25 protein-coding genes are annotated in these 22,229 nt (G+C 69.0%); 10 read left to right on the top strand and 15 right to left on the bottom strand.

Annotated features, from left to right (window positions below):
- Nucleotides 1–117 precede the first annotated feature (117 nt).
- The 5 genes from AC1IQ6_RS02050 to AC1IQ6_RS02030 are packed head-to-tail and all read left to right on the top strand — an operon-like array spanning nt 118 to nt 4,653.
- Nucleotides 118–399: a UxaA family hydrolase gene (locus AC1IQ6_RS02050; protein ID WP_102773270.1), complete on the top strand. Its 282-nt coding sequence runs from the start codon at nt 118–120 to the stop codon at nt 397–399.
- 26 nt (nt 400–425) lie between these two features.
- Nucleotides 426–1,601 (top strand): UxaA family hydrolase, encoded by a 1,176-nt coding sequence (locus AC1IQ6_RS02045; protein WP_111826062.1) that lies wholly within the window; start codon nt 426–428, stop codon nt 1,599–1,601.
- Between the two features lie 49 nt (nt 1,602–1,650).
- Entirely contained in the window at nt 1,651–2,664 is a 1,014-nt protein-coding gene (locus AC1IQ6_RS02040; protein WP_485865728.1) for a Bug family tripartite tricarboxylate transporter substrate binding protein, read from the top strand.
- 14 nt (nt 2,665–2,678) lie between these two features.
- Nucleotides 2,679–3,635 carry a hydroxyacid dehydrogenase gene (locus AC1IQ6_RS02035; RefSeq protein ID WP_102773267.1) on the top strand — a complete coding sequence of 319 codons (957 nt, stop codon included), beginning with the start codon at nt 2,679–2,681 and terminating at the stop codon, nt 3,633–3,635.
- A 10-nt stretch (nt 3,636–3,645) separates the two neighbouring features.
- Nucleotides 3,646–4,653, top strand: a complete 1,008-nt coding sequence (locus AC1IQ6_RS02030; protein WP_102773266.1) for an Ldh family oxidoreductase — start codon at nt 3,646–3,648, stop codon at nt 4,651–4,653.
- 63 nt (nt 4,654–4,716) lie between these two features.
- Here the strand turns inward: AC1IQ6_RS02030 and AC1IQ6_RS02025 are convergent, their stop codons facing one another.
- Nucleotides 4,717–5,619: an AEC family transporter gene (locus tag AC1IQ6_RS02025; protein ID WP_102773265.1), complete on the bottom strand. Its 903-nt coding sequence runs from the start codon at nt 5,617–5,619 to the stop codon at nt 4,717–4,719.
- 130 nt (nt 5,620–5,749) lie between these two features.
- On the opposite strand from AC1IQ6_RS02025, the gene AC1IQ6_RS02020 reads away from it, so the two are divergent.
- Nucleotides 5,750–5,968, top strand: a complete 219-nt coding sequence (locus tag AC1IQ6_RS02020) for a helix-turn-helix domain-containing protein (protein WP_111826341.1) — start codon at nt 5,750–5,752, stop codon at nt 5,966–5,968.
- On the opposite strand, the gene AC1IQ6_RS02015 is transcribed toward AC1IQ6_RS02020, so the two are convergent.
- Nucleotides 5,958–6,497, bottom strand: a complete 540-nt coding sequence (locus tag AC1IQ6_RS02015; RefSeq protein ID WP_111826066.1) for a hypothetical protein — start codon at nt 6,495–6,497, stop codon at nt 5,958–5,960. The two genes, AC1IQ6_RS02020 and AC1IQ6_RS02015, sit on opposite strands and share 11 nt — an antisense overlap.
- Nucleotides 6,498–6,540: 43 nt before the next feature.
- Between AC1IQ6_RS02015 and AC1IQ6_RS02010 the strand changes: the two genes are divergently transcribed.
- From AC1IQ6_RS02010 to AC1IQ6_RS02000, 3 genes are read left to right on the top strand one after another with little or no spacing between them, the layout of a single operon-like run.
- Nucleotides 6,541–7,449: a lysophospholipase gene (locus AC1IQ6_RS02010; RefSeq protein WP_485865727.1), complete on the top strand. Its 909-nt coding sequence runs from the start codon at nt 6,541–6,543 to the stop codon at nt 7,447–7,449.
- Between the two features lie 32 nt (nt 7,450–7,481).
- Nucleotides 7,482–9,053: a glutamate--cysteine ligase gene (gene gshA, locus AC1IQ6_RS02005; RefSeq protein ID WP_485865726.1), complete on the top strand. Its 1,572-nt coding sequence runs from the start codon at nt 7,482–7,484 to the stop codon at nt 9,051–9,053.
- Nucleotides 9,054–9,086: 33 nt separating this feature from the next.
- Nucleotides 9,087–9,605 (top strand): lipocalin family protein, encoded by a 519-nt coding sequence (locus AC1IQ6_RS02000; RefSeq protein ID WP_111826068.1) that lies wholly within the window; start codon nt 9,087–9,089, stop codon nt 9,603–9,605.
- 4 nt (nt 9,606–9,609) lie between these two features.
- On the opposite strand, the gene AC1IQ6_RS01995 is transcribed toward AC1IQ6_RS02000, so the two are convergent.
- The 6 genes from AC1IQ6_RS01995 to AC1IQ6_RS01970 form a co-directional block, all read right to left on the bottom strand.
- Nucleotides 9,610–10,554, bottom strand: coding sequence for a M14 family metallopeptidase (locus tag AC1IQ6_RS01995; RefSeq protein ID WP_111826069.1), 945 nt, complete (start codon nt 10,552–10,554; stop codon nt 9,610–9,612).
- A 30-nt stretch (nt 10,555–10,584) separates the two neighbouring features.
- Nucleotides 10,585–11,574: a Bug family tripartite tricarboxylate transporter substrate binding protein gene (locus tag AC1IQ6_RS01990; RefSeq protein WP_485865725.1), complete on the bottom strand. Its 990-nt coding sequence runs from the start codon at nt 11,572–11,574 to the stop codon at nt 10,585–10,587.
- A 144-nt stretch (nt 11,575–11,718) separates the two neighbouring features.
- On the bottom strand, nt 11,719–12,633 hold the full coding sequence (locus tag AC1IQ6_RS01985; RefSeq protein WP_102773258.1) for a LysR family transcriptional regulator: 915 nt from the start codon (nt 12,631–12,633) through the stop codon (nt 11,719–11,721).
- 19 nt (nt 12,634–12,652) lie between these two features.
- The gene (locus AC1IQ6_RS01980; RefSeq protein ID WP_102773257.1) at nt 12,653–13,414 is read right to left on the bottom strand and encodes a GntR family transcriptional regulator; all 762 of its coding nucleotides are present in this window, start codon (nt 13,412–13,414) and stop codon (nt 12,653–12,655) included.
- A gap of 26 nt (nt 13,415–13,440) precedes the next feature.
- Nucleotides 13,441–14,352 carry a fumarylacetoacetate hydrolase family protein gene (locus AC1IQ6_RS01975; RefSeq protein ID WP_102773256.1) on the bottom strand — a complete coding sequence of 304 codons (912 nt, stop codon included), beginning with the start codon at nt 14,350–14,352 and terminating at the stop codon, nt 13,441–13,443.
- 38 nt (nt 14,353–14,390) lie between these two features.
- Nucleotides 14,391–15,515, bottom strand: a complete 1,125-nt coding sequence (locus tag AC1IQ6_RS01970) for a cupin domain-containing protein (protein ID WP_111826071.1) — start codon at nt 15,513–15,515, stop codon at nt 14,391–14,393.
- Between the two features lie 196 nt (nt 15,516–15,711).
- Between AC1IQ6_RS01970 and AC1IQ6_RS01965 the strand changes: the two genes are divergently transcribed.
- Nucleotides 15,712–15,957 carry a hypothetical protein gene (locus tag AC1IQ6_RS01965; protein ID WP_111826072.1) on the top strand — a complete coding sequence of 82 codons (246 nt, stop codon included), beginning with the start codon at nt 15,712–15,714 and terminating at the stop codon, nt 15,955–15,957.
- 79 nt (nt 15,958–16,036) lie between these two features.
- Here the strand turns inward: AC1IQ6_RS01965 and AC1IQ6_RS01960 are convergent, their stop codons facing one another.
- The 7 genes from AC1IQ6_RS01960 to AC1IQ6_RS01930 all read right to left on the bottom strand — a co-directional run bounded on the left by AC1IQ6_RS01960 (nt 16,037) and on the right by AC1IQ6_RS01930 (nt 22,229).
- Nucleotides 16,037–16,294 (bottom strand): DUF1488 family protein, encoded by a 258-nt coding sequence (locus AC1IQ6_RS01960; RefSeq protein WP_111826073.1) that lies wholly within the window; start codon nt 16,292–16,294, stop codon nt 16,037–16,039.
- Between the two features lie 24 nt (nt 16,295–16,318).
- On the bottom strand, nt 16,319–16,840 hold the full coding sequence (locus tag AC1IQ6_RS01955) for a ferritin-like domain-containing protein (protein ID WP_111826074.1): 522 nt from the start codon (nt 16,838–16,840) through the stop codon (nt 16,319–16,321).
- A gap of 81 nt (nt 16,841–16,921) precedes the next feature.
- The gene (locus AC1IQ6_RS01950; RefSeq protein ID WP_111826075.1) at nt 16,922–17,692 is read right to left on the bottom strand and encodes a citryl-CoA lyase; all 771 of its coding nucleotides are present in this window, start codon (nt 17,690–17,692) and stop codon (nt 16,922–16,924) included.
- Nucleotides 17,686–19,818 carry an acetate--CoA ligase family protein gene (locus AC1IQ6_RS01945; RefSeq protein ID WP_485865724.1) on the bottom strand — a complete coding sequence of 711 codons (2,133 nt, stop codon included), beginning with the start codon at nt 19,816–19,818 and terminating at the stop codon, nt 17,686–17,688. The genes AC1IQ6_RS01950 and AC1IQ6_RS01945 overlap by 7 nt, the downstream gene beginning before the upstream one ends.
- Nucleotides 19,815–20,315 carry a MaoC family dehydratase gene (locus tag AC1IQ6_RS01940; protein ID WP_102773241.1) on the bottom strand — a complete coding sequence of 167 codons (501 nt, stop codon included), beginning with the start codon at nt 20,313–20,315 and terminating at the stop codon, nt 19,815–19,817. The genes AC1IQ6_RS01945 and AC1IQ6_RS01940 overlap by 4 nt, the downstream gene beginning before the upstream one ends.
- Entirely contained in the window at nt 20,312–21,487 is a 1,176-nt protein-coding gene (locus AC1IQ6_RS01935; RefSeq protein WP_485865723.1) for an acyl-CoA dehydrogenase family protein, read from the bottom strand. Before AC1IQ6_RS01935 ends, AC1IQ6_RS01940 begins: the two co-directional genes overlap by 4 nt.
- Nucleotides 21,480–22,229 carry an SDR family NAD(P)-dependent oxidoreductase gene (locus AC1IQ6_RS01930; protein ID WP_479730853.1) on the bottom strand — a complete coding sequence of 250 codons (750 nt, stop codon included), beginning with the start codon at nt 22,227–22,229 and terminating at the stop codon, nt 21,480–21,482. Before AC1IQ6_RS01930 ends, AC1IQ6_RS01935 begins: the two co-directional genes overlap by 8 nt.

Genomic DNA, 22,229 nt, shown 5'->3' with positions numbered 1-22,229 from the left:
GCTCAAGTCATACAATTCATATATATGATTTAGTTGACTTAGAGAAATTGCGGCCATAAGATCTCCTGACCGTAGCGCCTGCCGCGTCCGGCCGGCGTCCCAGCCAGGAGGAAGACAATGATTCACGCCGTATTGCACGATGCGAAGGACACGGTGGCGGTCGCCGTGGTGGAAGGCGTCACCGCCGGAACGGAACTGAACGCCTGGATCATGGATGAGGACAAGATCATCCACGTGCGCGCCTCGCAGGACATACCCATCGGCCACAAGGTGGCGATGAAGGACATGGCCGTCGGCGACACCGTCTACAAGTACGGCGTCGACATTGGCCGGGTGGTGCAGCCCATACAGGCCGGGCAGCACGCCCACGTGCACAACATCAAGACCAAGCGCTGGTAAGCCCCCCACTCGAAAAGGAATCCGCCATGTCCGTCATCTCCGCTTCGACCACCTTCCAGGGCTACCGCCGCGACAACGGCCGCGTCGGCGTGCGCAACCACGTCATCGTGCTGCCCGTGGACGACATCTCCAACGCCGCGGCCGAGGCCGTGGCCAACAACATCAAGGGCACGCTGGCCCTGCCCCACCCCTACGGCCGCCTGCAGTTCGGCGAGGACCTGGAACTGCACTTCCGCACCCTGATCGGCACCGGCTGCAATCCCAACGTCGCCGCCGTGGTGGTGATAGGCATCGAAGAAGGCTGGACCAAGCGCGTGGTCGACGGCATCGCCGCCACCGGCAAGCCGGTCATGGGCTTCAGCATCGAACTGCACGGCGACCACGACACCATCATGCGCGCCTCGCGCTGCGCCAAGGAGTTCGTGCACTACGCCACCGCGCTGGCGCGCAGCGAATGCCCCATCGCCGACCTGTGGGTCTCGACCAAGTGCGGCGAGTCCGACACCACCTCGGGCTGCGGCGCCAATCCCACCGTCGGCAACGCCTTCGACAAGCTCTACGCGCTGGGGTCCACGCTGGTGTTCGGCGAAACCTCGGAACTGACCGGCGGCGAGCACATCGTGGCCGAGCGCTGCGCCAACGACGCGGTGCGCGAACGCTTCATGTTCATGTTCAACCGCTACCAGGACATGATCGACCGCTGGAAGACCAGCGACCTGTCCGAGTCCCAGCCCACCAAGGGCAACATCGCCGGCGGCCTCACCACCATCGAGGAAAAGGCGCTGGGCAACATCCAGAAGATCGGCAAGCAGTGCCGCGTCGACGGCGTGCTGGACAAGGCCGAAATCCCCGACGGCCCCGGCCTCTGGTTCATGGACTCGTCCTCGGCCGCGGCCGAGATGGTGACCCTGTGCGCGGCCTCGGGCTACGCCGTGCACTTCTTCCCCACCGGCCAGGGCAACGTGATCGGCAATCCCATCCTGCCGGTCATCAAGATCTGCGCCAACCCGCGCACGGTGCGCACCATGTCGGAACACATCGACGTGGACACCAGCGGCCTGCTGCAACGCGAGATCGACCTGAGCCAGGCCGGCGACAGGCTGCTCGAATGCATGCTGGCCACCGCCAACGGCCGCTGGACCGCCGCCGAGGCGCTGGGCCATCGCGAATTCGTCCTGACCCGCATCTTCGAAAGCGCCTGAGCGCGCGCCCTTGCATTCCTACCGGGGCATCCCCCAAGGAGGAAGACAGATGAGCAGCGAACACGATCTCAACCCGGACGCCGCGCTGCGCCGGCGCCTGCTCGGCGCGCTCGGCGCCGCCGGCCTGGGCGCCCTGGCGCCGTGGCAGGGCGCGCTGGCGCAAGCCGGCAAGTGGCCCGAACGGCCCATCAACTACGTGGTGCCCTTCCCGCCCGGCGGGCTGACCGACGTGGCCGCGCGCCAGGTCGGCAAGGCGCTGGGCGACGCCGAGCACTGGAACGTGGTGGTGGAAAACCGCCCCGGCGGCAATGCCAACATCGGCGCGACGCACGTGGCCAACGCCGCGCCCGACGGCTATACCTGGCTGGCCATCACGCTGTCGCACGCGGCCAACGCCACGCTCTTCGCCGGCAAGGCCGGCTACGACCTGACGCGCGACCTGACGCCGCTGGCGGGGCTGGCTTCCTCGCCCATCATGGTGGTGGTCAACGCCAAGAGCGACATCATGAACATGGCCGACCTGGCCCGCGCGGCGCGCGCCAAGTCGCTGTCGGCCGGCTCCAGCGGCAACGGCACGCCGCCGCACCTGACGCTGGCGCTCTACCAGAAGCTCACCGGCCTGCCGCTGATGCACATTCCCTACAAAGGCGGCGCGCCCTCGCTCACCGACCTGATCGGCGGCCACCTGGACGTGGTGTTCTCCAACTATCCCGAATCGCTGCCGCACGTGAAGAACGGCGCGCTGCGGGCGCTGGCCATCACCACCCGCGAGCGCAGCCCCGACCTGCCGGACGTGCCCACCGTGCAGCAGGCCGGGCTGCCCGACCTGATCGTGGAGAACTTCACCGGGGTGCTCGCGCCCGCGGGCACGCCGGCGGCGCGGGTCCAGCGCATCGGCGACGCCATCGTGCGCCAGGTGTCGCAACCCGCCATGCAGCAGGCGCTGCGGCAGCTGGGCTTCGTGCCCCAGCCGCGCGGCCCGGCGGAGTTCGGCGCCTATCTCAAGTCCGAGGTGGCGCGCTGGGCCAAGATCATCCACGAGGCCAATATCCAGGTCGCCTGAGCCAGGGACTCCCCATGCACATTCTCATCTCCGAGTTCATGGACGCGCCCGCGGTCGAGGCGCTGCGCCGGCGCTTCGACGTGCGCTATGAGCCCGACCTGGTCGAACGCCGCGAGGCCCTGCTGCAGGCCGCGGCGGCGGCCGACGGCCTGATCGTGCGCAACCGCAGCCGCGTCGACGCCGGACTGCTGGCCGCCGCTCCCCGGCTGCGGGCCGTGGGGCGACTCGGCGTGGGACTGGACAACATCGACCTGGACGGCTGCGCCGCGCGCGGCATCGCGGTGGTGCCGGCCACCGGCGCCAACGCGCGCGCCGTGGCCGAATACGTGATCGGCGCCGTGCTGGCGCTGCTGCGCGGCGCCTACTTCTCCACGCCGGCGGTCGCGGCCGGACAGTGGCCCCGCAACGCGCTCTCGCAAGGCCTGGAAGTCCACGGCCGCACGCTGGGCGTGGTGGGCTTCGGCGGCATCGGCCGGCTGGCCGCGCGCCTGGCGCGCGGGCTGGACATGCAAGTCATCGGCTGCGACGCGGCGCTGCCGCCGGACCATCCCGCCTGGGAAGAAGCGGGCGTCGCCGCCGTGCCGCTGGACGCGCTGCTGGCGCGGGCCGACGCCGTCACGCTGCACCTGCCGCTCACCGCCGGCACGCGCCGGCTGCTGGACGCCGGACGCATCGCCCGCATGCGCCCGGGCGCCGTGTTGGTCAATACCTCGCGCGGCGGCATCGTGGACGAAGCCGCCCTGGCCGAGGCGCTGCGGGCCGGCCGCCTGCGCGGCGCGGCGCTCGACGTGTACGCCGAAGAGCCGCTGCCCGCCGGCAGCGCGCTGGCCGGCGTTCCCAACCTCATCCTCACGCCGCATATCGCCGGCCTGACACAGGAGGCCAACACCCGCGTTTCCGACATGGTGGCCGCCGGTGTGACAATAGCCCTTACCGGCGGCGCCGCGCAGCACGCCCGCGCCGCCTCCTGACGGAAAGGATATGGCTCACATCTATCTGGACGAACTCCAACTGCTCGCCGCGGCCGCCCTGGCGGCCGCCGGCGCCAACCCGGCGATGGCCGACAGCACCGCGCGCGCGCTGGTCTACGCCGAAAGCCAGGGGCTGGGCTCGCACGGCCTGTCGCGCGTGCCGTTCTACGCCGGCCACCTGCGCGCCGGCCGCGCCATCGGCTCGGCCGTGCCGCGCCTCGTGCACGAACGCGGCGGCGCGGCGCTGGTCGACGCCGGCTCGGGCCTGGCGTTCCCGGCCTGCGCGCTGGCGGTCGAGCAGGCCGCCGCGCGCGCCCGCGAGCACGGCGTGGCCTTCGTGGGCGTGACCAACAGCCATCACTTCGGCGCGGCCGCCTATCACCTCGAAGCCCTGGCCGACGCCGGCCTGGTGGCGCTGGCGCTGAGCAATTCGCCGGCCGCCATGCCCGCCTGGGGCGGCAAGCGCCCGCTGTTCGGCACCAACCCCATCGCCGCGGTGTTCCCGCGACGCGGCGGCGCCCGCCTGCTGATCGACCTGTCGCTGTCGCAGGTGGCGCGCGGCAAGCTCATGATCGCCGCGCGCGACAACCAGCCCATCCCGCTGGGCTGGGCGCTGGACGCCCAGGGGCAGCCCACCACCGATCCCAAGGCCGGCCTGGCCGGCAGCATGCTGCCGGCCGGCGGCGTCAAGGGCGCGATGCTGGCGCTCATCGTCGAACTGCTGGCCTGCGCGCTGACCGGCGCCCATTTCGGTTTCGAGACGGAATCGTTCTTCGTCGACGACGGCGGCCCGGCCCGCCTGGGCCAGGCCTTCCTGGCCATCGACCCGGGCGCGCTGGCCGGCAACGAGGCCTATCTGGAACGCGTCGAAACCCTGGTCGACGCCATGCTGGAAGACGAAGGCGTGCGCCTGCCCGGCGACCGCCGCCACAAACTGCGCGAAGCGGCGCTCAAGCACGGCGTGGACGTGCCCGACGCGTTGATGGCGCAGCTGCGGGAAATGGCCGGGGCGGTTTGATGTGTGTGAGGGAAATGGACCAATGGCGTATGGGGAATGGATAGATACGCCCCTGTACCCAAATCAATACGCCCCGCCCCGCGACAGCCACAGCATTACCGGCGCCAGCGCCAGGAACGCCACGGTGGAGACCAGCACGGCGCCGGCGGCGGTGTCGCCCAGCGGCGTGTAGCGCTTGACGTACATGTAGCTGACGACGGCGCAGGGCATGGCCATCTGCAGGCTCAGCGCGCCGGCCAGGAGCGGCTCCAGGTCCAGCGCCCACACCACCGCCAGGCCCGCGCCCAGGCCCACGGCCAGGCGGATGACGGCGACCTTGGCGCCGTCGCGCAGGCCGCCTGAAGGAATCAGCGCCAGCGCGTGGCCCAGGCTCAGCAGCATCAGCGGCACGGTCACCGCGCCCAGCATGCGCGAGGTCTCGACGATCCAGGCGGGCACCGGCACGTCCAGCAGGCGCATCGCCACCGCCACCACGGAGGCCAGCAGGATGGGGCTTTTCCAGCTGCCCTTGGTGTTCACGCCCGGCAGCAGCCGCACGGCGACGGTGTGCATGACGAAGGAATTGACCGCGAAAAACGCCACCGCCACCGACAGGCCGGCGTCGCCGAACGCCATCTGCGAAATCGGCAGGCCCAGGTTGCCGGCGTTGGGCAGGAAGGCGGTCGGCAGCAGGGTGCGCACCGGCAGCTTCCACAGCTTCAGCAACAGCGCGCTGACCAGCGCGCACAGCAGCAGCGCCAGCAGCGTCGCCACGGCCACGTCGGCCAGCGCGCGGTCGTCCAGATGGGTGGTGACGAAGGTGTGGAACACCAGCGCGGGCGTGGTCACCGAGGTGACCAGCGTGGTGATGAAGGCGCCGCCGAACGGCAGCTCGCGCCGCGCCCAGTACACCCCGATGCCGACGCAGGAAAGCAGGGGCAGCATCAGCACGATGGCCGAAAAATAGAACTGCACGATGGCAGGCATACGACTATTCCGTCAAAGATAAAGAAATCGATGCGCCAAGGCATCGTTGCTTGCCCGGCGCCCGCGCGCGGCGCAGCATGAGGCGACCCGTCAACCGAAACGCCCCTCGCCTGCCGCCGCCATGTCCGCCATGCCCCGCAACGCTTCCCTGTCGGCGCGCCAGGTCGCCTGCCTGCGATGGGCCGCGCTGGGCAAGACCAGCTGGGAGACCGCCCGCATCCTGGGCGTGAGCGAAAGCACGGTGAATTTCCATTTGCGCAACGCCTGCGCCAAGCTCGGCGTGCGCGGCCGGCGCAGCGCGGCGGTCGAAGCCCTGCGCCGCGGCCTGCTCGGCGACATCACGGCTTGACCACGACCGAGCGCAGGAATTCGCGCGCGCGTTCGGCCGGCAGGCTTTCCTGCGTGCCCGCGGCCACCGCCTCGATCAGCATGGTATCGGTCACCCAGACCCGGGCCTGCAGCCAGCCCGGCTTGCCCATGGCCTTGCCGTGGATTTCGATCACGTCGCCGTAGGGCGGCCATTCCAGCGGCGGCACGGCCTGCATGTTGACGTAGAGCGAACGCATCAGCGCCAGCCCCAGCGCGCGCCGCGCCGCCGGGTCCGCGGCGATGTCCGGCGGCAGCGGGGCCGAGCCCACGGCGAAGACCGCCTCGCCCACGTTGGCGCTGGCCAGCGTGAATTTCAGGGTATGGGTGTCGAGCTTGAGGTCGCGCGTGTCCGACGTGACGCGGTCCGGGAACGCCGCCCGCACGTGGCCGTCGGCCACGTCGACTTCGCGCCAGTTGTAGCTGGGCGAGCACGCCGCCACGAGCAGGGCCAGCGCCAGCGCCATGCCGGCTTTCTTGAACATGAAACGAAACAGCGATGAAATCGTCATTACCGAGACCCCGACGGTCTATTCATTTCGAGGAAGCCGGAAATTGTCGCCGATTTCGCTGACCCCCGCGCCCGATGGCACGCCGCTGGCCAACTATGCCTGGCCGGCCGCCCCCAACCTGCCCCCGCCCATCGCCGGGCCGGGCACCCCCAGTATCTACCTGTTGCACGGGCTGAGCGAGCATGCCGGGCGCTATGACCGGCTGGCGCGCTGGCTGGCGGCCCGCGGCTGGGAGGTGGGCGCGCACGACCATCGCGGCCACGGCCATTCGGGCGGGCCGCCGGCCACCCTCAGGCGCCAGGACGACCTGGTGGCCGACGCCGTGGACCGGCTCCGGGCCTGGACCCTGGCCCAGGGGCGCGCGCCCATCGTGCTGGGCCACAGCCTGGGCGCGCTGGTCGCGGTGCGCATCGCGCTGCACGGCCTGGCCGATATCGACGCGCTGGTGCTCAGTTCGCCGCCCTTCGTGGTCAACGTGCCGCTGTGGGTGCGGCGCACGCTGACCTGGATGTCGCTGCACGCGCCCGACCTGCGCGTGCCCCACGGGCTGGCCCCGGCCCGGATTTCGCACGACCGGGCCGTGGTGCGCGCCTATCGGTCCGATCCTCTGGTGCGCCGCCGCATGACGGGCCGGCTGGCGCGTTTCGTCGACGAAGGCGGCCGCGAATCGTTGCGCGAGGCCCCGCTGTTGCCCTGCCGCACCCTGCTGATGGTGGCCGGGGACGACTCCATCGTCGCCGCCGAGGGCAGCCGCCAGTTCGCCCAGCGCGCGCCGGCCGAACTGCTCACGCTGCGCTGGTACGACAGCGCCTGGCACGAGATTTTCAACGAAACCGCGCCCATCGCCGACCCGGTCTATGCCGACCTGGACGAGTGGCTGGCGCGCACGGCGCAGGCATTGTCCCTGTCCCCAGTATTGACACCCTCGGCACAGGAGGCTGGCACCCCGTAAAATCCGACGTCAGACCCAAACGAGAAAAACCCGTGACCGATACTGCCGCCAACCGCCTCTCCCGCCTGGAGGCCAACCGCTCGCTGCTGACCCAGACCCTGCGGGGCATCGAGAAAGAAGGCCTGCGCGTGGACGAGCAAGGCCTGCTGGCCCGCACGCCGCACCCCGCCGGCCTGGGCTCGGCCCTGACCAACGAACACGTCACCACCGACTATTCCGAATCGCTGCTCGAACTCATCACGGGCACGCATACGGACGTGGACGCGTTGCTGGCGGAACTGGACTATACCCATCGCCACGTCTACAGCGTGCTGGACCATGAACTGATCTGGAACCAGTCCATGCCCGCCACGCTGCCGCCCGAAGCCGACATTCCCATCGCCTGGTACGGCACCTCGAACACCGGCATGCTCAAGCACGTCTACCGCCGCGGCCTGGCCGTGCGCTACGGCAAGACCATGCAGTGCATCGCGGGCGTGCACTACAACTATTCGCTGGCCGATGACCTCTGGTCGGTGCTGGACACGCAGCCCGGCACCGCCCAGGACCGCCGCTCGCGCGGCTACATCGGCCTGATCCGCAATTTCACGCGCTATTCCTGGCTGCTGATGTACCTGTTCGGCGCGGCGCCCGCGCTGGCCAGCGACTTCCTGCGCGGCCGCGAACATCCGCTGCACAAGCTGGACGCGGACACGCTGTACCTGCCCTACGCCACCAGCCTGCGCATGAGCGACCTGGGCTACCAGAACAAGGCGCAGTCGCAGCTCAAGCTCTGCTACAACGACCTGGACACGTTCCTGGGCCGCCTGTACGACGCGGTGACCAAGCCCTGGCCCGATTACCAGAAGATCGGCACCCACCGCGACGGCGAATGGATCCAGCTCAACACCAACGTGCTGCAGATCGAAAACGAGTACTACTCCAGCATCCGGCCCAAGCGCGCCACCGGCCGCTGCGAGCGTCCGATCACGGCGCTGGCCGAGCGCGGCGTGCAGTACGTGGAGGTGCGCTGCCTGGACATCGATCCCGAGTCGCCGGTCGGCATCGAAGCCGCCACCGGCCGCTTCGTCGATGCGTTCCTGCTGTTCTGCGCCGCCTCCGACAGCCCCTACTTCCCGGCCAACGGCTACTGCCAGCGCAGCGCCGACAATTTCTCCACCGTGGTCAAGGAAGGCCGCAAGCCCGGCCTGACGCTGGACCGCGACGGCCAGGCCATCGGCCTGGCCCAGTGGGGCCACCAGCTGCTGGACCAGATCGCGCCCTACGCGGCGCTGTACGATTCCGCCCTGGGCGGCAGCGCCTACGCCGAAGCGCTCGACGCGCAGCGCGCCAAGCTGGACCAGCCCGACGCCACGCCCTCGGCCCGCCTGCTGGCGTCCCTGCGCGCAAGCGGGCTGTCGTTCCACGACTACTCGCTGCAACTCAGCCGCAAGCATGCCGACGCGCTGCGCGCGCAGGCCCTGCCCGCGGACCTGGCGCGCGCCTATGAGCAGGCCGCCGCGCAATCCGTTACGGAACAGTTGCGGCTGGAGCAATCGGACACAGAAGATTTCGATACCTATGTGGCCCGTTACCACGAGGCGCTGAAGGCGCCGCGCAAATAAGGCGTATCGTTAGGATTTTCAGGAGGTTCCCTCATGCGCCGCACCGCAGCATTCCTGTTGGCCCTGGCCACCAGCGTGGCGGGGATCGTCCATGCCGCGCCGCCCATGCAGACCGTCGAATCGGTAGACCTGAAACGCTACGCCGGCATGTGGTACGAGATCGCCAATTTCCCCATGTTCTACCAGCGCAATTGCGTGGGGGATACGACGGCCGAGTACACCCTGCACGCCGACGGCACCATGGGCGTCAACAACCGCTGCCGCACCAAGGACGGCGACATCGACTCCGCCTCGGGCACCGCCACGGTGGTCGACGGCAGCGGCAACGCCAAGTTCGAAGTCTCGTTCTTCAAGCCGTTCAAGGGCGATTACTGGGTGATCGGGCTGGACCCGGACTACCGCTGGGCCGTGATCGGCACGCCCGACCGCAAGTACCTGTGGATCCTGTCGCGCTCGCCCCAGCTGCCCCAGGAAGAGCTGGACAAGGCGCTGGCGGCGGCCAAGAGCCAGGGCTACCAGCTCGACGAACTGCGCTACACGCCCCAGCGCTGAAGGTTCAGCCGGCGTAGTCGCGCGCCAGCCGCAGCACCGTCACGCCCGGCTTGAGCTGGCGCAGCGAGGGCATGACCAGCGTGCAGCGGTCGTAAGGGGTGACGATGGGCTGGCCGTCGGCCCAGCCCAGCACCGAACCGGCCGCCTCCAGCGTCTCCAGGCCGCTCCACGGCTGCGAAAAGCGCAGGTCCATGGACGGCGCGACCACCGCGTCGGTCACTTCCAGCACGCGTTGCGCCGCCGCAGCCGGCAGCAACCAGCCCGCCGGCACGTCGGCCGCGTCGGCCACGCCCGATTCGAGCAGCATGCGCGCCACCATGTCGCGCGCCACCTCGCGCGAGGCCGGATCGCCGTGAAATCCGCATTCGATCAGCAAGGCGCAGGCGTCCTCGCGCGCGGGGTCGCCGAACTGCGCGAAATCGCGCATCCGCACGCCGTCCTTGTGACCGGCATCCACGATCACATGGCGTGGGGCCTGCAGGCGCTTCGCCAGCGCGATATTGCGCGGCAGCACGCCGGTCAGCAGCAGCGGCTCGCCCGGCTCATGCATCGAGTGCAGGTCCAGCAGCCAGTCGGCGCGCTCGACCCAGGGCCGCAGCGCCGCGGCGCGCCGGCGGTCGGCGGTGGATGGATCGTCCAGGCGCTGCGCGCTCCAGACCCGGTTCATGTCCTCCTGCACGAAGCGCGAGGCGTCGTGGCTGGCCGGATCGAAACGGTCGAACGCGTCCAGGTTGCAGAAGGCCAGCGTCAGGCTGCCGCGGCGCGGCCGAAAGCCCGCGGCCAGCAGGTCCTTCAGCGCCCAGGCGCCGCACAGCTCGTTGCCGTGCACCAGCGCCGACACCATCAGCGACCTGCCGGGCACGCCCGAGTCGAAATGCCAGACGCCCGGGGTGTCGGTGTTGCCGGCGCGCTCGGCGCCCAGATCGGGAACGGATAACTTGAATTCCATGAGATGTCCTGCGGTGCTGCGCCCGGTTGGTTACTGGGCTTCGATCCTGGCGGCCTTGACCAGCGCGCCGTACTTCCTGGTTTCATCGGCCTGGTAGGCCACCGGGTCCAGGCCGGGCTGCGCCAGCTGGCCGCCGGCTTCCTGCATCTTGGCGCGGAACTGTTCCGACTTCAGCGTCTCGGCCAGCGCGCCGCGCAGCTTGGCGGCCACCGGCTCGGGCAGGCCAGCGGGGCCGTAGAGCGCGAACCAGACGCTGATGTCGACCGATTCGAAGCCCGGCGTCTCGGCCAGCGCCGGCAGGTCCGGCGCCACCGGCGAGCGCTTTTTCTCGGTCACGCCCAGCGCCACGATCTTGTCGCCGCGCACCTGCGGCAGGCCCGAGGACAGCACCAGCATGCCGTAGTCCAGCTGGCCGCTCATCAGGTCGGTCACCAGCGGCGCCACGCCGCGGTAAGGCACGTGCTCGGCGCGCGTGCCGGTGGACTGGTTGATCATCTCGCCGGCCAGGTGCAGCGTCGTGCCCACGCCCGACGAGCCGTAGTTGTAGCTGCCGGGCGCGGCGCCGCGCAGCTTTTGCAGGTACTCGGCCGCGGTCTTGACGCCGGCGTTCTTGCTGGCGGCCAGCAGCATGGGCTGCGAGGCGATCACGCCCAGCGCCGAAAAATCCTTCACGCTGTCGTACTTCACCGCGCTGTTGATCATGCGCGCGATCACCATTTCATTGGTCGAGCCCAGCAGCAGCGTGTAGCCGTCGGGCGCGGCGCGCGCCACGCGCTGCGCGCCGATGGTGCCGCCGGCGCCGCCCACGTTCTCGATCACCACGCTCTGGCCCAGGCGCTTGGCCAGTTCTTCGCCGAACAGGCGCGCGGTCAGGTCCACGCTGCCGCCGGCCGGATAACCGACCACCAGCGAAATGGCGCGGTCGGGGTATTCGGCGTGGGCAGACGGGGCAACGGCTAGGGCGGCGGCGGCACAGAGCGCGGCAAGCGCGCCGCGCAGCGGATGCTGGACGGATTTCATGGTTTTCTCCCTGGGTGCTGGCGTGGACGGCGGCGCCGTCTCGTTAGGTATGAAAGGGTATTCTCGGGCTCCCGGCGCGTGGCGCTCGTGCCAAGACGGCACATTGGCGTGCCGATTCAGCCTGTGGCCGCGCCCGGCGTCGGCTCAGGCCTTGCGGTTCGCGGTGGCCTGCCAGACCGCTTCGGCCAGCTCGGTCAGCCGCGCGCGCGGCCGGTACAGCCGCACCTCGAAAGCGATCTCGTCGCTGCGCCCGCCCAGGGCCGCCAGCGCGCCGCGGCGGCAGTCGGCCGCCACCATGGACCAGGGCAGCCAGGCCACGCCCAGCCCCTTGGCGACCGCGCCGTGCGCGGCGTCCAGCGAGTCGCTGCGCAGGAACGGCGTCAGCGAATAAGGCGTGGTCTCCAGCCGGTCGCCGACGATGCGCTCCATCGCCAGGCCGCCTGCATAAGTGATCAGCGGCGCGGCCTGCCCGCCTTCCTGCAGTGCGTAGCGGGCGCGGCCGCGCGTATCGGCCTGGCTCACCGGCACCAGCTTGTCGGTGCCCAGGGTCATGTAGCGGTAGCGCCCGGGGCTGAGCTGCACCGACAGCGCCGGATGCTCGTAGCAGCACAGCAGGTCGACCCTGCCCTGCTCCAGCCGGGCCGCCATGTCCTGCATCATGCCGGTGGACAGCTCCACCTGGACGCCTTCGGCCAGCACCTTGGGCGCGCGCAGCCGCAGCCGCGCGATCCAGTCGGCCACCAGGGTGCGGGCCAGGCTGCGGCCGGTGGCGATGCGCAGCACCGCCTCGCCGCCCGCGCCCGAGCTGCGGATGCGGTGGCGCACCTGCCCCATCTGCTCGACCACCTGGACCGCCGTTTTCAGCAGCGCCTCGCCTTCGGCGGTCAGGACCACGGGCAGGCGCTGGCGCTCGACCAGCGGCGCGCCGGCCCAGGCCTCCAGCGCGCGGATGCGTCTGCCGAAGGCGGGATGGGTCACGTGGCGCAGTTCGGCGGCGCGCACGAAGCTGCCGGTGCGCGCCAGCGCGATCAGGTCTTCCAGGAGTTTGAGATCGGCCATGGACGGCAAGCTTACGCCATCAGGCGCTGGCCGCCTGCCTGTCGGCCCGCGTCAGCACCTGTTCGATGAAGCGCGCGGTCTCGCGGTAATGCCCGGCCAGCGCCGCGACCGCCCGGTCGGCGTCGCGCGAGAGCGCGGCCTGCAGCAGCAGCTGGTGCTCCTGGTCCACGTCGCGCTGCGGGCCGTAGGCCGTGACGCCGGCGCGCGCCGGCCGGCGGTAGCGCTCGGTCTGCGCGTACAGCTGCGCCGACAGGTCCAGCAGCCAGGGCGAGCGGCAGGCGCCGATGAGCGCGTGGTGGAATTCCTGGTGCCGGGCTTCGAGCGCGTCCTCGCGCTCCGGATCGGGCATGGCCGGCTCGGCCGCGCGCCGCGCGGCCAGCGTCAACGCATGGTATGCCCCCACCAGGCGCGCCTCCCAGGCGTCGCCGGCATGGGCCAGCGAGCGCCGCAAGGCGTCGCAGTCGATCAGGATGCGGGTCTCGCAGGCGTCCCACAGTTCCTCGACCGACAGCGGCGCGACGCGAAAGCCGCGCGAGGTGGTCGCCACCACCATGCGCTCGCTGCGCAGCCGGTTCAGCGCTTCGCGGATCGGCGAAAAGCTGCTGCCGTAGCGCTGCCGGAGCAAGGCCAGCCGCAGCGACTGGCCGGGCGCGTAGGCCCCGGCCATGATGTCGCGCCGCAATTGGCGATAGACCTGCTCGGACAGCGTGATTTCCTCGACGCCGAAGGTTCCGTCGGGCCCGGGCTCATCCTCGAGGAAGGTTTTGATTCTCGGCTTCAAGATCGGCTCCCGGCGGCGGCGCGGCGCTACACCGCCACCACCGGATGGCGCAGCGTGCCGATGCCTTCCACGCAGGCCTCGACCACGTCGCCCGGCCACAGCCATTCCTGCGGCTTGCGGCCCGCGCCCACGCCTTCCGGCGTGCCGGTGGCGATGATGTCGCCCGGTTCCAGCGTGATGCCGGCGCTGATGTCGGAAATCAGGAACGGCACCTTGAACAGCATGTGGCGGGTATTGGAGCCCTGCTTCTTTTCGCCGTTGACCGTCAGCCACAGGTCCAGCACCTGCGGGTCCGGGATTTCGTCGGCGGTGACGATGCAGGGGCCGAACGGCGCGTAGGTGTCCTGGCCCTTGGAGTAGATCCACTGGCCGGCGCGGCGGCAGTCGCGCGCGCTCATGTCCAGCATCACGCTGTAGCCGAACACGTAGGACAAGGCGTCGGCCTCGGCCACGCGCGAGGCGCGCCGGCCCATGATGACGGCCAGCTCGACTTCCCAGTCCAGCTGCTGCGTGATCCTGGCGTTGTGCTCGATCGCGTCGCCCGGGCCGATGACGGCAGTGGGCGGCTTGGAAAAGATGACCGGCTGCTTGGGCAGGTCGGCCGAGGTGTCCAGCGTGCGGCTGGACTCGGCCACGTGCTCCACGTAGTTCAGGCCGATGCCGAAGATGTTCTTGCGCGGGCGTGGAATCGGCGCCAGCAGCTTGACGTTTTCCTGCGGCAGCGCGGCGCCCACCGGCCATGCGCGGCGATGCGCTTCCAGCAGCTTCGAAGCCTGCGCCACGGCGGCCGGCCCCAGGTCGATGAATTCCAGCATGTCGGCGGGCAGCTCCACGCCCGCATGCCGCCCCAGCAGGGCCAGGTCCACCACATAGCCGTCGGCCAGCGCGCCGAGCCGGGCGGCCGCGGTGGGATGGGCGCGAAACGTTACCAAGCGCATAAATGCTCCAAGAGTCGGGAAGGAAAAATCGAAAGTGCCTAGACCAGCTTCTGCCTGCCGTCGTTGTCGCTCAGCGCTTCCTCGCGGTACAGCGCCAGCGACTTCATCACGGGCAGGTCGTTGAAACAGAACAGGCAGGCGTCGTCGTTGGACGAAAGATTGGCGTGCTCGTGGACGGCCCAGGACGGCACGCAGAAGATGTCGCGCTCGGTCCAGTCGTAGCGCTTGCCGTCGATGACCGAAAAGCCGCTGCCCTTGGCCACCTGGTAGATGAAGCTGCCGGTATGGCGGTGCGCCCTGGTGTGCTCGCCGGGCCGCAGCATCTGCATGCTGGCGCCGATGGTGGGCATGACCGGGCCGCCGGTGGCCGGGTTCACGTATTCCAGCAGGATGCCGTCGTAGGGGCTGCCGGCGGCCGTGCGCGCGTAGCGGCGCAAGGCCTCGTAGGTGGGCTCCCATTCGTACTTGAACAGCGGCGAATACGGCTTGGTCCAGCCCGACACCTGCGGACGCAGGGCCACGCCGCCCCAGGCGCCGCTGGTGTCGTCCACCGGATGCGTGACGGCCTGGTTCAGGTCGGGATGCACCGCGTAGAAGCCCGCTTCCAGCGCGTTGACCAGCGGAATGTCCAGGCCGTCCTGCCAGATGCAGGTGGTGCCGTCCTCGGCCACGCCGTGCTCGTGCCAGGTGCCGTTGGGCGTGAGCACGAAATCGTTGGCGCCCAGCGTCATCTTGTGGCCGTCGACCACCGTGTACGCGCCGCGGCCTTCCATGATGAAGCGCAGCGCCGAATGCGAATGCGCGTGCGCCGAGGCCAGTTCGCCCGGCTGCATCACCTGCAGGCCGGAATACAGCCAGCCCACCGCCGCCGCCACGTCGCGGCGACCCGGATTGTTGAGGTAGATCACGCGCCGGCCCGCCTCTTCGGGCGACACTAGCTCGGCCGAACGCAGCACGTGGCCGCGCAGATCGCGATAACGCCACACCACCGGCACCGAGGCCGAGCGCGGCGCCCAGGGTTCGATCTTGTTGGCCACCGTCCACAGCGCGCCCGTCTCCAGACGCGCCAGTTCGGCGTAATAGGCCAGCCGCTCGGGCGAGTCGGCGACATTGGCGCGCCCGGCCACGTTTTCGCGGTAGGCGTCGTAGCGTTTCGCTTCCATCCCTAGCCTCTTTTATAAAAGAACAGGATTTTCGAAAATATTAGGCAGTTCGATGGAACAGTACAACGCCCGCAGCTAAGGGTTTTCCCACGGCACGCTTGAAAACAGGACGTATCGGCCTAAAAATTACTGTACAAAAAACCAGTATCTCGTGATACATTTCGCTCGCCCGAAAACTGCCGTCCAGGAGAGTCCTGTGTCAGAAGCCGCTCATCTCGTCCAATACATCGTCGTTCCCTATCGCGCCGCCGCCGGCGGCGTGGCGCCGGGAGAAATCCGCCCCGCCAGCAGCGAATTCGGCGCCATCCGGATCGCCAACTCCATGGCCTCCAAATTCGCCGGCGTGGCCGCCTATGAAGTCCTGGTGGACAAGGAAACCGGCGACATGGAATCGCCGCGCATCCTGGCGCAGATCGGCACCGTGCCGGCGCTGGACGACTGAGGTAGCCCCTGGAGCAGGCGCCCGTGTGCCGGCGTGACCTGCATGCGCGGGTCCGGCGGGCTACCGGTTCGAGCCGCAGCTATTGAAAATCCCCGGCACCCAGCATGATGGGCCCGTCAGCCGGCACCGACCGCGCTTCCTGCGCTGCCTCGCGTATCGCTTGCGCGCCCTGTTCGAAGGCGCGCAGAAGCTCGGTGGCGGTGTCGTCCCGGGCGCCGAAACGGCGGCGCAGCACGTCCCCCGATATTTCGAACTGCCGACGCACGCCGGACAGCTCCATGACGAAGACCACGGCGTCGCCTTGCGCCTTGGCTTCGGTGGATTTGGTGAATTTCATCGCAGATTCTCCCGGCCGAGCCCGTCAGCGCTTGGCCTGCATATCAGGAGCGTCGGTACGCGCCAGGAACTGCCGCACCAGCTGCGCGCTGTTCTGTTCCAGCCATTCGGCCATCGCCCGCTCTTCCTGCAGTATGCGCGTGCAGGTATGCGCCGTTTCGGTATCGCCGACGAATTTCGCCGCCTCGATCAGTTGCGAATAGGCGGCGATTTCCAGGTTTTCGAAGGCGAAACCGAACAGGGCGCCCTTGACCACTTCGTCCGAGGCGAAAACACCTGAAAATCCCTGGAACGTGGCCATCGCCTTGCCGGTGAGGTCCTTGACCGTCGAGGTGTCGCCGCCGCGGCGCTCGATGCACTCGCGCACCAGGCGCTGCTGTTCGCGGGTCTCGTCGATATGCTGGCGTATCCGCTCGCGCAGATCCGGATAGTTCTCGATTCGAGAAACCATGCTGTTCAGCATGGTTTCGGCCTGCTCTTCCATTGCGTGGGCGTCTCTCAGCCAATCCATCAAATGTTCGCTGGCGCGCGAGTTGTCTGTTTGCATGGCGTTCTCCGGTATGGCCGCCGGCGCGCTGCGCCGGCCGGTGCGCACTGTGCAGCATCTACCGTTCCCGCCGGCCCGCGCTCAGGGAACCTGGTTGCGCGGGTCGTCCTGCAGCACCAGTTCCCAGGCGGCGCGCCCGATCGGCTGCTTGCGCTCTTCCATCAGGTGGGCCAGCAGGCCCGCCGACCGGCCCACCAGCGCCAGGCCGCGCGCGACCATCGGGTCCAGTTCCATGTCGGCGATGATGGAGGCGATCGCGCCTACGGCATTGACCGGCAGGTTTTTCTTCGATTCCGCGCTCAGCACCTGGCTGACGGCGTCCATCAGCCGCCAATGCACGCCGTAATAGTCATGCGCGCGCGACAGCTCGCGCAGCGTCGCCACGCGCGGGTCGCCGTTGACGTGAATGGGGTGGCCCACTCCGTAGAGGGCGCGTCGTTCCTGCTTGTAGCGGCGTATCAGCTCGCGCGCCGCGTCGCGCACCGCCTCGTCGCTGGCGTCCGGACCAAGTTCGCGCGCTGCCTCGGTAAGCATTTCGGCGGCGTTCTGCATGGTGCCCAGGAACACGCTGCCTGCGCCCAGCAGCCCGGCCGCCACGGCCGCCTGCATGGCTTCGGGCGCGCCGGCGTAGGTCAGGCGCGCCGCCAGCGAACTGGGCGTGATGCCATGGTCGGCCGTGGTCACCAGGATGGCGTTGACCATGATTTTCTCGCGCGCCGTGGGTAGGCGCTCGAATGTGGTGTGATAGATCATGTCGACGAAATCGAACTTGCCGATGATTTCCTTCGAAAGATCCAGTCCGCGCACCACGATCGAGTCGATCGTGGTGTAGCCGATGTCCGTCTTTACCATGTGCTCTTCTCCGTTGTTTGAAAGCTGAGTACCGCATCCAGCGCCATCACGCCCTGTCCTTGGGGACGCACGGCCAGCGGGTTGATTTCCAGTTCCTCGATCCGGTGGGCGTGCTCGACCACGAAGTCGCTCAGCTTCACCAGGGTGTCGACCAGCGCGTCGACGTCGCAGGCGGGACGCCCGCGATAGCCGCCCAGCAGTTCGCTGCAGCGCGTCTCGGCGATCATGGCGCGGGCCGACTGCGGCGTGAGCGGCAAAAGCCGCCGGCTGACGTCCTTGAACAGCTCGATGCTGACGCCGCCCAGGCCGAACATGCAGACGTGGCCGAATACGGGATCTCGGTGTATCCCCACCACCACCTCCACAAACGGCCCGGTCAGCATGGCCTCGACCAGCACGCCTTCGACCTGGCCGGGGCCGCAGGCCCGGCCGACCTGCTCGCATATCTGCGCATGGGCGGCGCGCGCCTGTTCGGCCGAGCGTATGCCCAGTTGCACGCCGCCCACGTCCGACTTGTGCGTGATGGTCGCGCTGACGACCTTCATCGCCACGGCCTCGCCGCCCAGTTCCCGAAACGCGCGGGCCGCGTCTTCCGGCGTGGCGGCCATGCGGCTTGCCGGAACGGCCACGCCGGCGCGCTGCAGCAGGAATTTGGCGTCGACCTCGCTCAGCGTGGCGGTGCTGGCGGGCTGCCGGTTACGTCCCAGCGGGGCCCAGTCCGGGTCGCGCTGCGCCTTCCAGCGGCCGTACTCGATGTAGCGGCGCATGGCCCGCACCGCGTTGCGCACCGAACGCATCGGCATCAGCCCGCCCTCGATCATGTGCCGGTGGCCCTCGCCGGTGCGGTCGCTCATCCAGATCGGCACGATGGGCGTCTTCACGTCGCGCTGCACGCGCACCATGCTCTCGCCCAGCAGCGTGGTGGTCTGGCCGTATTCCACCGGAATCGGCACCATCACGATATCGGTGTTGGGATCTTCGGCCGTGGTCTTCAGCGCCGTGTAGGTCAACGAGGGATCGACCAGGACCTCGGCCGTCACGTCCACGGGGTTGTCGATCGCGGCGTAGTCCGGCAGCAGCTGGCTCAAGGCGTGGCGCGTCTGCGGCGCGAACTCGGACATCACCAGCCCGCCCAGGCCGATCTGGTCGGAAGCCAGCGCCGCGGTTCCGCCGGAGAAGCAATACACCGCGATGCGCTCGCGCCCGGTCGGCTTGCCGCGCGCCAGCATCGACGCCGTGTCGATCAACTGGTCTACGTCGTCGACCTCGATCACCCCGACCTCCTTGAATACGGCGCTGTTGATTTCGGCGGAGCCGGAGATGGCCGCGGTATGCGACTGGGTCGCCTTGATGCCGTAGTCGGACTTGCCGACCTTGAGCGCCACCACCGGCTTGCCGCGGCGCGCGGCGTGCAGCGCCGCCGCCATGAAGCGCGGGCCGTCGCGCACGCCTTCGAGCACGCTGACGATGACTTCGATGTCGGGCGCGTCGGCCATGTAGTGGATGTAGTCGCTGACCTCCAGGTCGACCTCGTTGCCGCCGGAGAACCACAGGCCCGTCCCTACCCCTCGGTCCATGGCCTGGATGAACGAGCGCCCCAGCCCGCCGCCCTGCGACGCCACGCCGATGGGCCCGGGCCGCTGGTCGGTCTTGAACGCCGGCGAAAAACTCATGCCCAGCCGCCCGTTGACGTTGGTCAGCCCGGGACTGTTGGGCCCGTAGATGCGCAAGCCGGTCTCGGCCACGACCTCGCGCATCCGGACTTCCAGCGCGCGCCCGGCCTCGCCCGTCTCGCCGAAGCCCGAGCTGAACACGATGGCATAGCGGATGCCGCGCTCGCCGCATAGGCGCAGGGTGTCCACGACGAGATCGGCGCGCACGGCAAGGATAGCCACGTCGGGCGCGTAATCGAGGTCGGCCACCGAAGGCACGCAGGGACGGCCGGCAATGGTCTGGCGGGCCGGATTCACCAGGGCCAGCCGGCCCTGCCAGCCGGAATGCACGGTGAGGTTCTCCAGCGTGCGCTGGCCGATGCTGCCCGGTTTCTCGGATGCGCCGACCAGCACGATGGATTCGGGCAGCACCAGGCGCGTGAGGTCGGCGAATTGGATGTTCGGTGCGTTCATGGGTTCTGGGCCGGCGTACGGCGCTTGAGCAGACAGGTGGCGCCCAGTTCGCAGACCACTTCGCCGCGCTGGTTGATGCCCTTGCGCAGGAAGCCGATCAGTCCGCGGTCGGGACGGCTGGTGGTTTTCTGTTCGACCACTTCGATCTCGACGTGCAGCGTGTCGCCGATCAGCGTGGGCTTGGGAAACTTGATGCGGTTCTCCAGCACGCCGAACAGCGCCCCCTCCATGAGCTGGTTGGGAATCGAGCGCGAGGTCAGCCCCGCCATGAAGGAGGCCACCAGCATGCCGTGCGCGATACGCTGCCCGAACAAGGTGCTCTTGGCGTATTCGGCGTCGACGTGCACGCGGTTGAAATCGCCCGTGAGCGCGGCGAACGCCGCCACGTCGCCCTCGGTGACGGTGCGCGACGAGGTGCGGTAGCGGGTTCCCACGGGCAGGTCCTCCCAGTAGATCGCCGACTGCGCGATCCTCTCGATGACGTCGGATTCATTCATGCGCGTTCTCCATTGGTAAGCGCCGAGATCCCCAGGATCTCGCGGCCGATGATGAGGGTCTGGATTTCGGTGGTTCCTTCCGGGATCATGCCGCCGCGCGTGTCGCGAAAGATGCGTTCGATCGGGTAGTCGGTCGCATAACCGATGCCGCCGTGCACCTGGAGAGCATGGTTGGCCACCTGATGGGCGGCCTCGGTGGCGTAGAGCTTGGCCACCGAGCCTTCGATGCGCGCCGACTTTCCGGCCTGCATGGCGCGCGCGGCGCGATAACCCAGGGCGCGCGCCGCCTGGGTCTTCATCGTCATCTCGACGATGTGGCGTTGCACCAGCTGGTAGGCGCCGATGGGCTGCCCGAACTGCTTGCGGGTGCGCGCATAGTCGATGGACAGGTCGAGCGCGCACTGCGCCGCCCCGACCGCGCCCATGGCCACGTTCAGTCGGCCGAAGTTCAGGCCGATGAGGATCTGCCGCAGGCCCTGGCCTTCCTGGCCGAGAAGGTTGGCCGCGGGCACTTCGGCGTCCTCGAACGTGAAGGCGGCGGTTCCGGTGCTGCGCACGAACATCGTGTCGACCGGCCGCACGTCGAACTGCGTATGCGCCTTTTCCACCAGGAATAGCGACAGCCCGCCCTGGCAGGTGTCGCTGAAGCAGCGCGCCACCACGATGCCGAAATCGGCGAACATGCCGTTGGTCACCCACAGCTTGCCGCCATTGAGCACGTAGCGGTCGCCCCGCTTGTCGGCGCGCGTCTTGACTTCCGCCACGTTCGATCCCACGTCCGGCTCGGAAACCGAGACGAACGTGCGGCGTTCGTTGCGCATCAGGGGATGCAGGAAGCGGTCTTTCTGCTCGTCGGTGCCGTAGGCGTCGATGATGCCGCCGACGATGTTCAGGCCGTTGATCAGCGCGCGCAGCGACAGCCAGCAGTAGCCGGCCTCCTCCATCATCACGGCCCAGGTCAGGTAGTCGATCCCCAGCCCGCCGGACGACTCGGGCAGATAGCCGCCCAGATAGCCGAAGTCGCGCAGCTCGCCCAGCACCTCGAAGGGAAAGGTCTTGTCGGTCTCGTGCTGGAGGATGAGCGGATTGACGCGGTCTTTCAGGAAACGGCGGATGTTGTCGCGCAACAAGGCATGTTCGGCGCCCAGGCCGTCGGCGTCCAGGTCAGCCATAGCGGCCTCCCGTGACGAAGAGCGTGGTGCCGGTGATGTAGCGCGCGTGCTCCGAGGCCATGAACGCGACGGCGCCGGCGATGTCGCCGGGCTGTCCCGGAAACGGCACCTGGTTCTTGGCCTGGGCGTTTTCGAGGATCGTGTCGTAATTGGGCAGGCTCTTGATGTAATCGGTTTCGATGAAGCCGGGCGCGATGGCGTTCACCGTGACGCCCTTGCGGGCCTGCTCGAACGACAGGGCGCGCGTGAAGCCGACGATGCCGGCCTTGGCGCTGGAGTAGTTCGTCTGCCCGGGGTTGCCGAACAAGGCGCGCGAGGCGATGTTGACGATGCGGCCCCAGCCGTTCTCGTGCATATGCGGCAGCGCCGCCCGGCAGCAGTGAAAGGCGCCCTTGAGCGTGACGTCGATCACCAGGTCCCAGTCGGCCTCGTCCATCTTCAGCAGCGTGCGGTCTTTCACCAGGCCGGCGTTGTTGACCAGCACGTCGATGCGGCCGAAGGCTTCGCGTCCGGCCGCCACCATCGCCTGCACCTGGGCCTGGTCGCGCACATCGCAGCGCAGGCCGATGGCGCGCCCGCCCTCGGCCTCGATGGAGCGCGCCATCGCCGCCGCGGCGCCTTCGTCCAGGTCGCTGATCACCACGGCCATGCCCTCGCGGGCCAGGAAGCGGGCGGTTTCGGCGCCGATTCCGCGCGCCGATCCGGTGACGATCGCCACGCGGTCTTGCAGTTTCAAGTCCAT

The sequence above is a fragment of the Achromobacter sp. MUI-25009338 genome, assembly GCF_057359325.1.
Note: the sequence above shows the minus strand (reverse complement) of the source record. Positions and strands in the feature narration are given on the sequence as shown.

What these genes read in the sequence shown, in the direction of transcription:
- AC1IQ6_RS01990 (WP_485865725.1), bottom strand. Translation starts at nt 11,574, where the DNA reads ATGAAATCCGTCCAGCATCCGCTGCGCGGCGCGCTTGCCGCGCTCTGT.
- AC1IQ6_RS01945 (WP_485865724.1), bottom strand. Translation starts at nt 19,818, where the DNA reads ATGAACGCACCGAACATCCAATTCGCCGACCTCACGCGCCTGGTGCTG.
- AC1IQ6_RS01960 (WP_111826073.1), bottom strand. Translation starts at nt 16,294, where the DNA reads ATGAAATTCACCAAATCCACCGAAGCCAAGGCGCAAGGCGACGCCGTG.
- AC1IQ6_RS02030 (WP_102773266.1), top strand. Translation starts at nt 3,646, where the DNA reads ATGGCTCACATCTATCTGGACGAACTCCAACTGCTCGCCGCGGCCGCC.
- AC1IQ6_RS01940 (WP_102773241.1), bottom strand. Translation starts at nt 20,315, where the DNA reads ATGAATGAATCCGACGTCATCGAGAGGATCGCGCAGTCGGCGATCTAC.
- AC1IQ6_RS01970 (WP_111826071.1), bottom strand. Translation starts at nt 15,515, where the DNA reads ATGGAAGCGAAACGCTACGACGCCTACCGCGAAAACGTGGCCGGGCGC.
- AC1IQ6_RS02045 (WP_111826062.1), top strand. Translation starts at nt 426, where the DNA reads ATGTCCGTCATCTCCGCTTCGACCACCTTCCAGGGCTACCGCCGCGAC.
- AC1IQ6_RS01995 (WP_111826069.1), bottom strand. Translation starts at nt 10,554, where the DNA reads ATGGAATTCAAGTTATCCGTTCCCGATCTGGGCGCCGAGCGCGCCGGC.
- AC1IQ6_RS02035 (WP_102773267.1), top strand. Translation starts at nt 2,679, where the DNA reads ATGCACATTCTCATCTCCGAGTTCATGGACGCGCCCGCGGTCGAGGCG.
- AC1IQ6_RS02020 (WP_111826341.1), top strand. Translation starts at nt 5,750, where the DNA reads ATGCCCCGCAACGCTTCCCTGTCGGCGCGCCAGGTCGCCTGCCTGCGA.
- AC1IQ6_RS01985 (WP_102773258.1), bottom strand. Translation starts at nt 12,633, where the DNA reads ATGGCCGATCTCAAACTCCTGGAAGACCTGATCGCGCTGGCGCGCACC.
- AC1IQ6_RS02050 (WP_102773270.1), top strand. Translation starts at nt 118, where the DNA reads ATGATTCACGCCGTATTGCACGATGCGAAGGACACGGTGGCGGTCGCC.
- AC1IQ6_RS01950 (WP_111826075.1), bottom strand. Translation starts at nt 17,692, where the DNA reads ATGGTAAAGACGGACATCGGCTACACCACGATCGACTCGATCGTGGTG.
- AC1IQ6_RS01935 (WP_485865723.1), bottom strand. Translation starts at nt 21,487, where the DNA reads ATGGCTGACCTGGACGCCGACGGCCTGGGCGCCGAACATGCCTTGTTG.
- AC1IQ6_RS01955 (WP_111826074.1), bottom strand. Translation starts at nt 16,840, where the DNA reads ATGCAAACAGACAACTCGCGCGCCAGCGAACATTTGATGGATTGGCTG.
- AC1IQ6_RS01930 (WP_479730853.1), bottom strand. Translation starts at nt 22,229, where the DNA reads ATGGACTTGAAACTGCAAGACCGCGTGGCGATCGTCACCGGATCGGCG.
- AC1IQ6_RS01975 (WP_102773256.1), bottom strand. Translation starts at nt 14,352, where the DNA reads ATGCGCTTGGTAACGTTTCGCGCCCATCCCACCGCGGCCGCCCGGCTC.
- AC1IQ6_RS02025 (WP_102773265.1), bottom strand. Translation starts at nt 5,619, where the DNA reads ATGCCTGCCATCGTGCAGTTCTATTTTTCGGCCATCGTGCTGATGCTG.
- AC1IQ6_RS02000 (WP_111826068.1), top strand. Translation starts at nt 9,087, where the DNA reads ATGCGCCGCACCGCAGCATTCCTGTTGGCCCTGGCCACCAGCGTGGCG.
- AC1IQ6_RS02015 (WP_111826066.1), bottom strand. Translation starts at nt 6,497, where the DNA reads ATGACGATTTCATCGCTGTTTCGTTTCATGTTCAAGAAAGCCGGCATG.
- AC1IQ6_RS02040 (WP_485865728.1), top strand. Translation starts at nt 1,651, where the DNA reads ATGAGCAGCGAACACGATCTCAACCCGGACGCCGCGCTGCGCCGGCGC.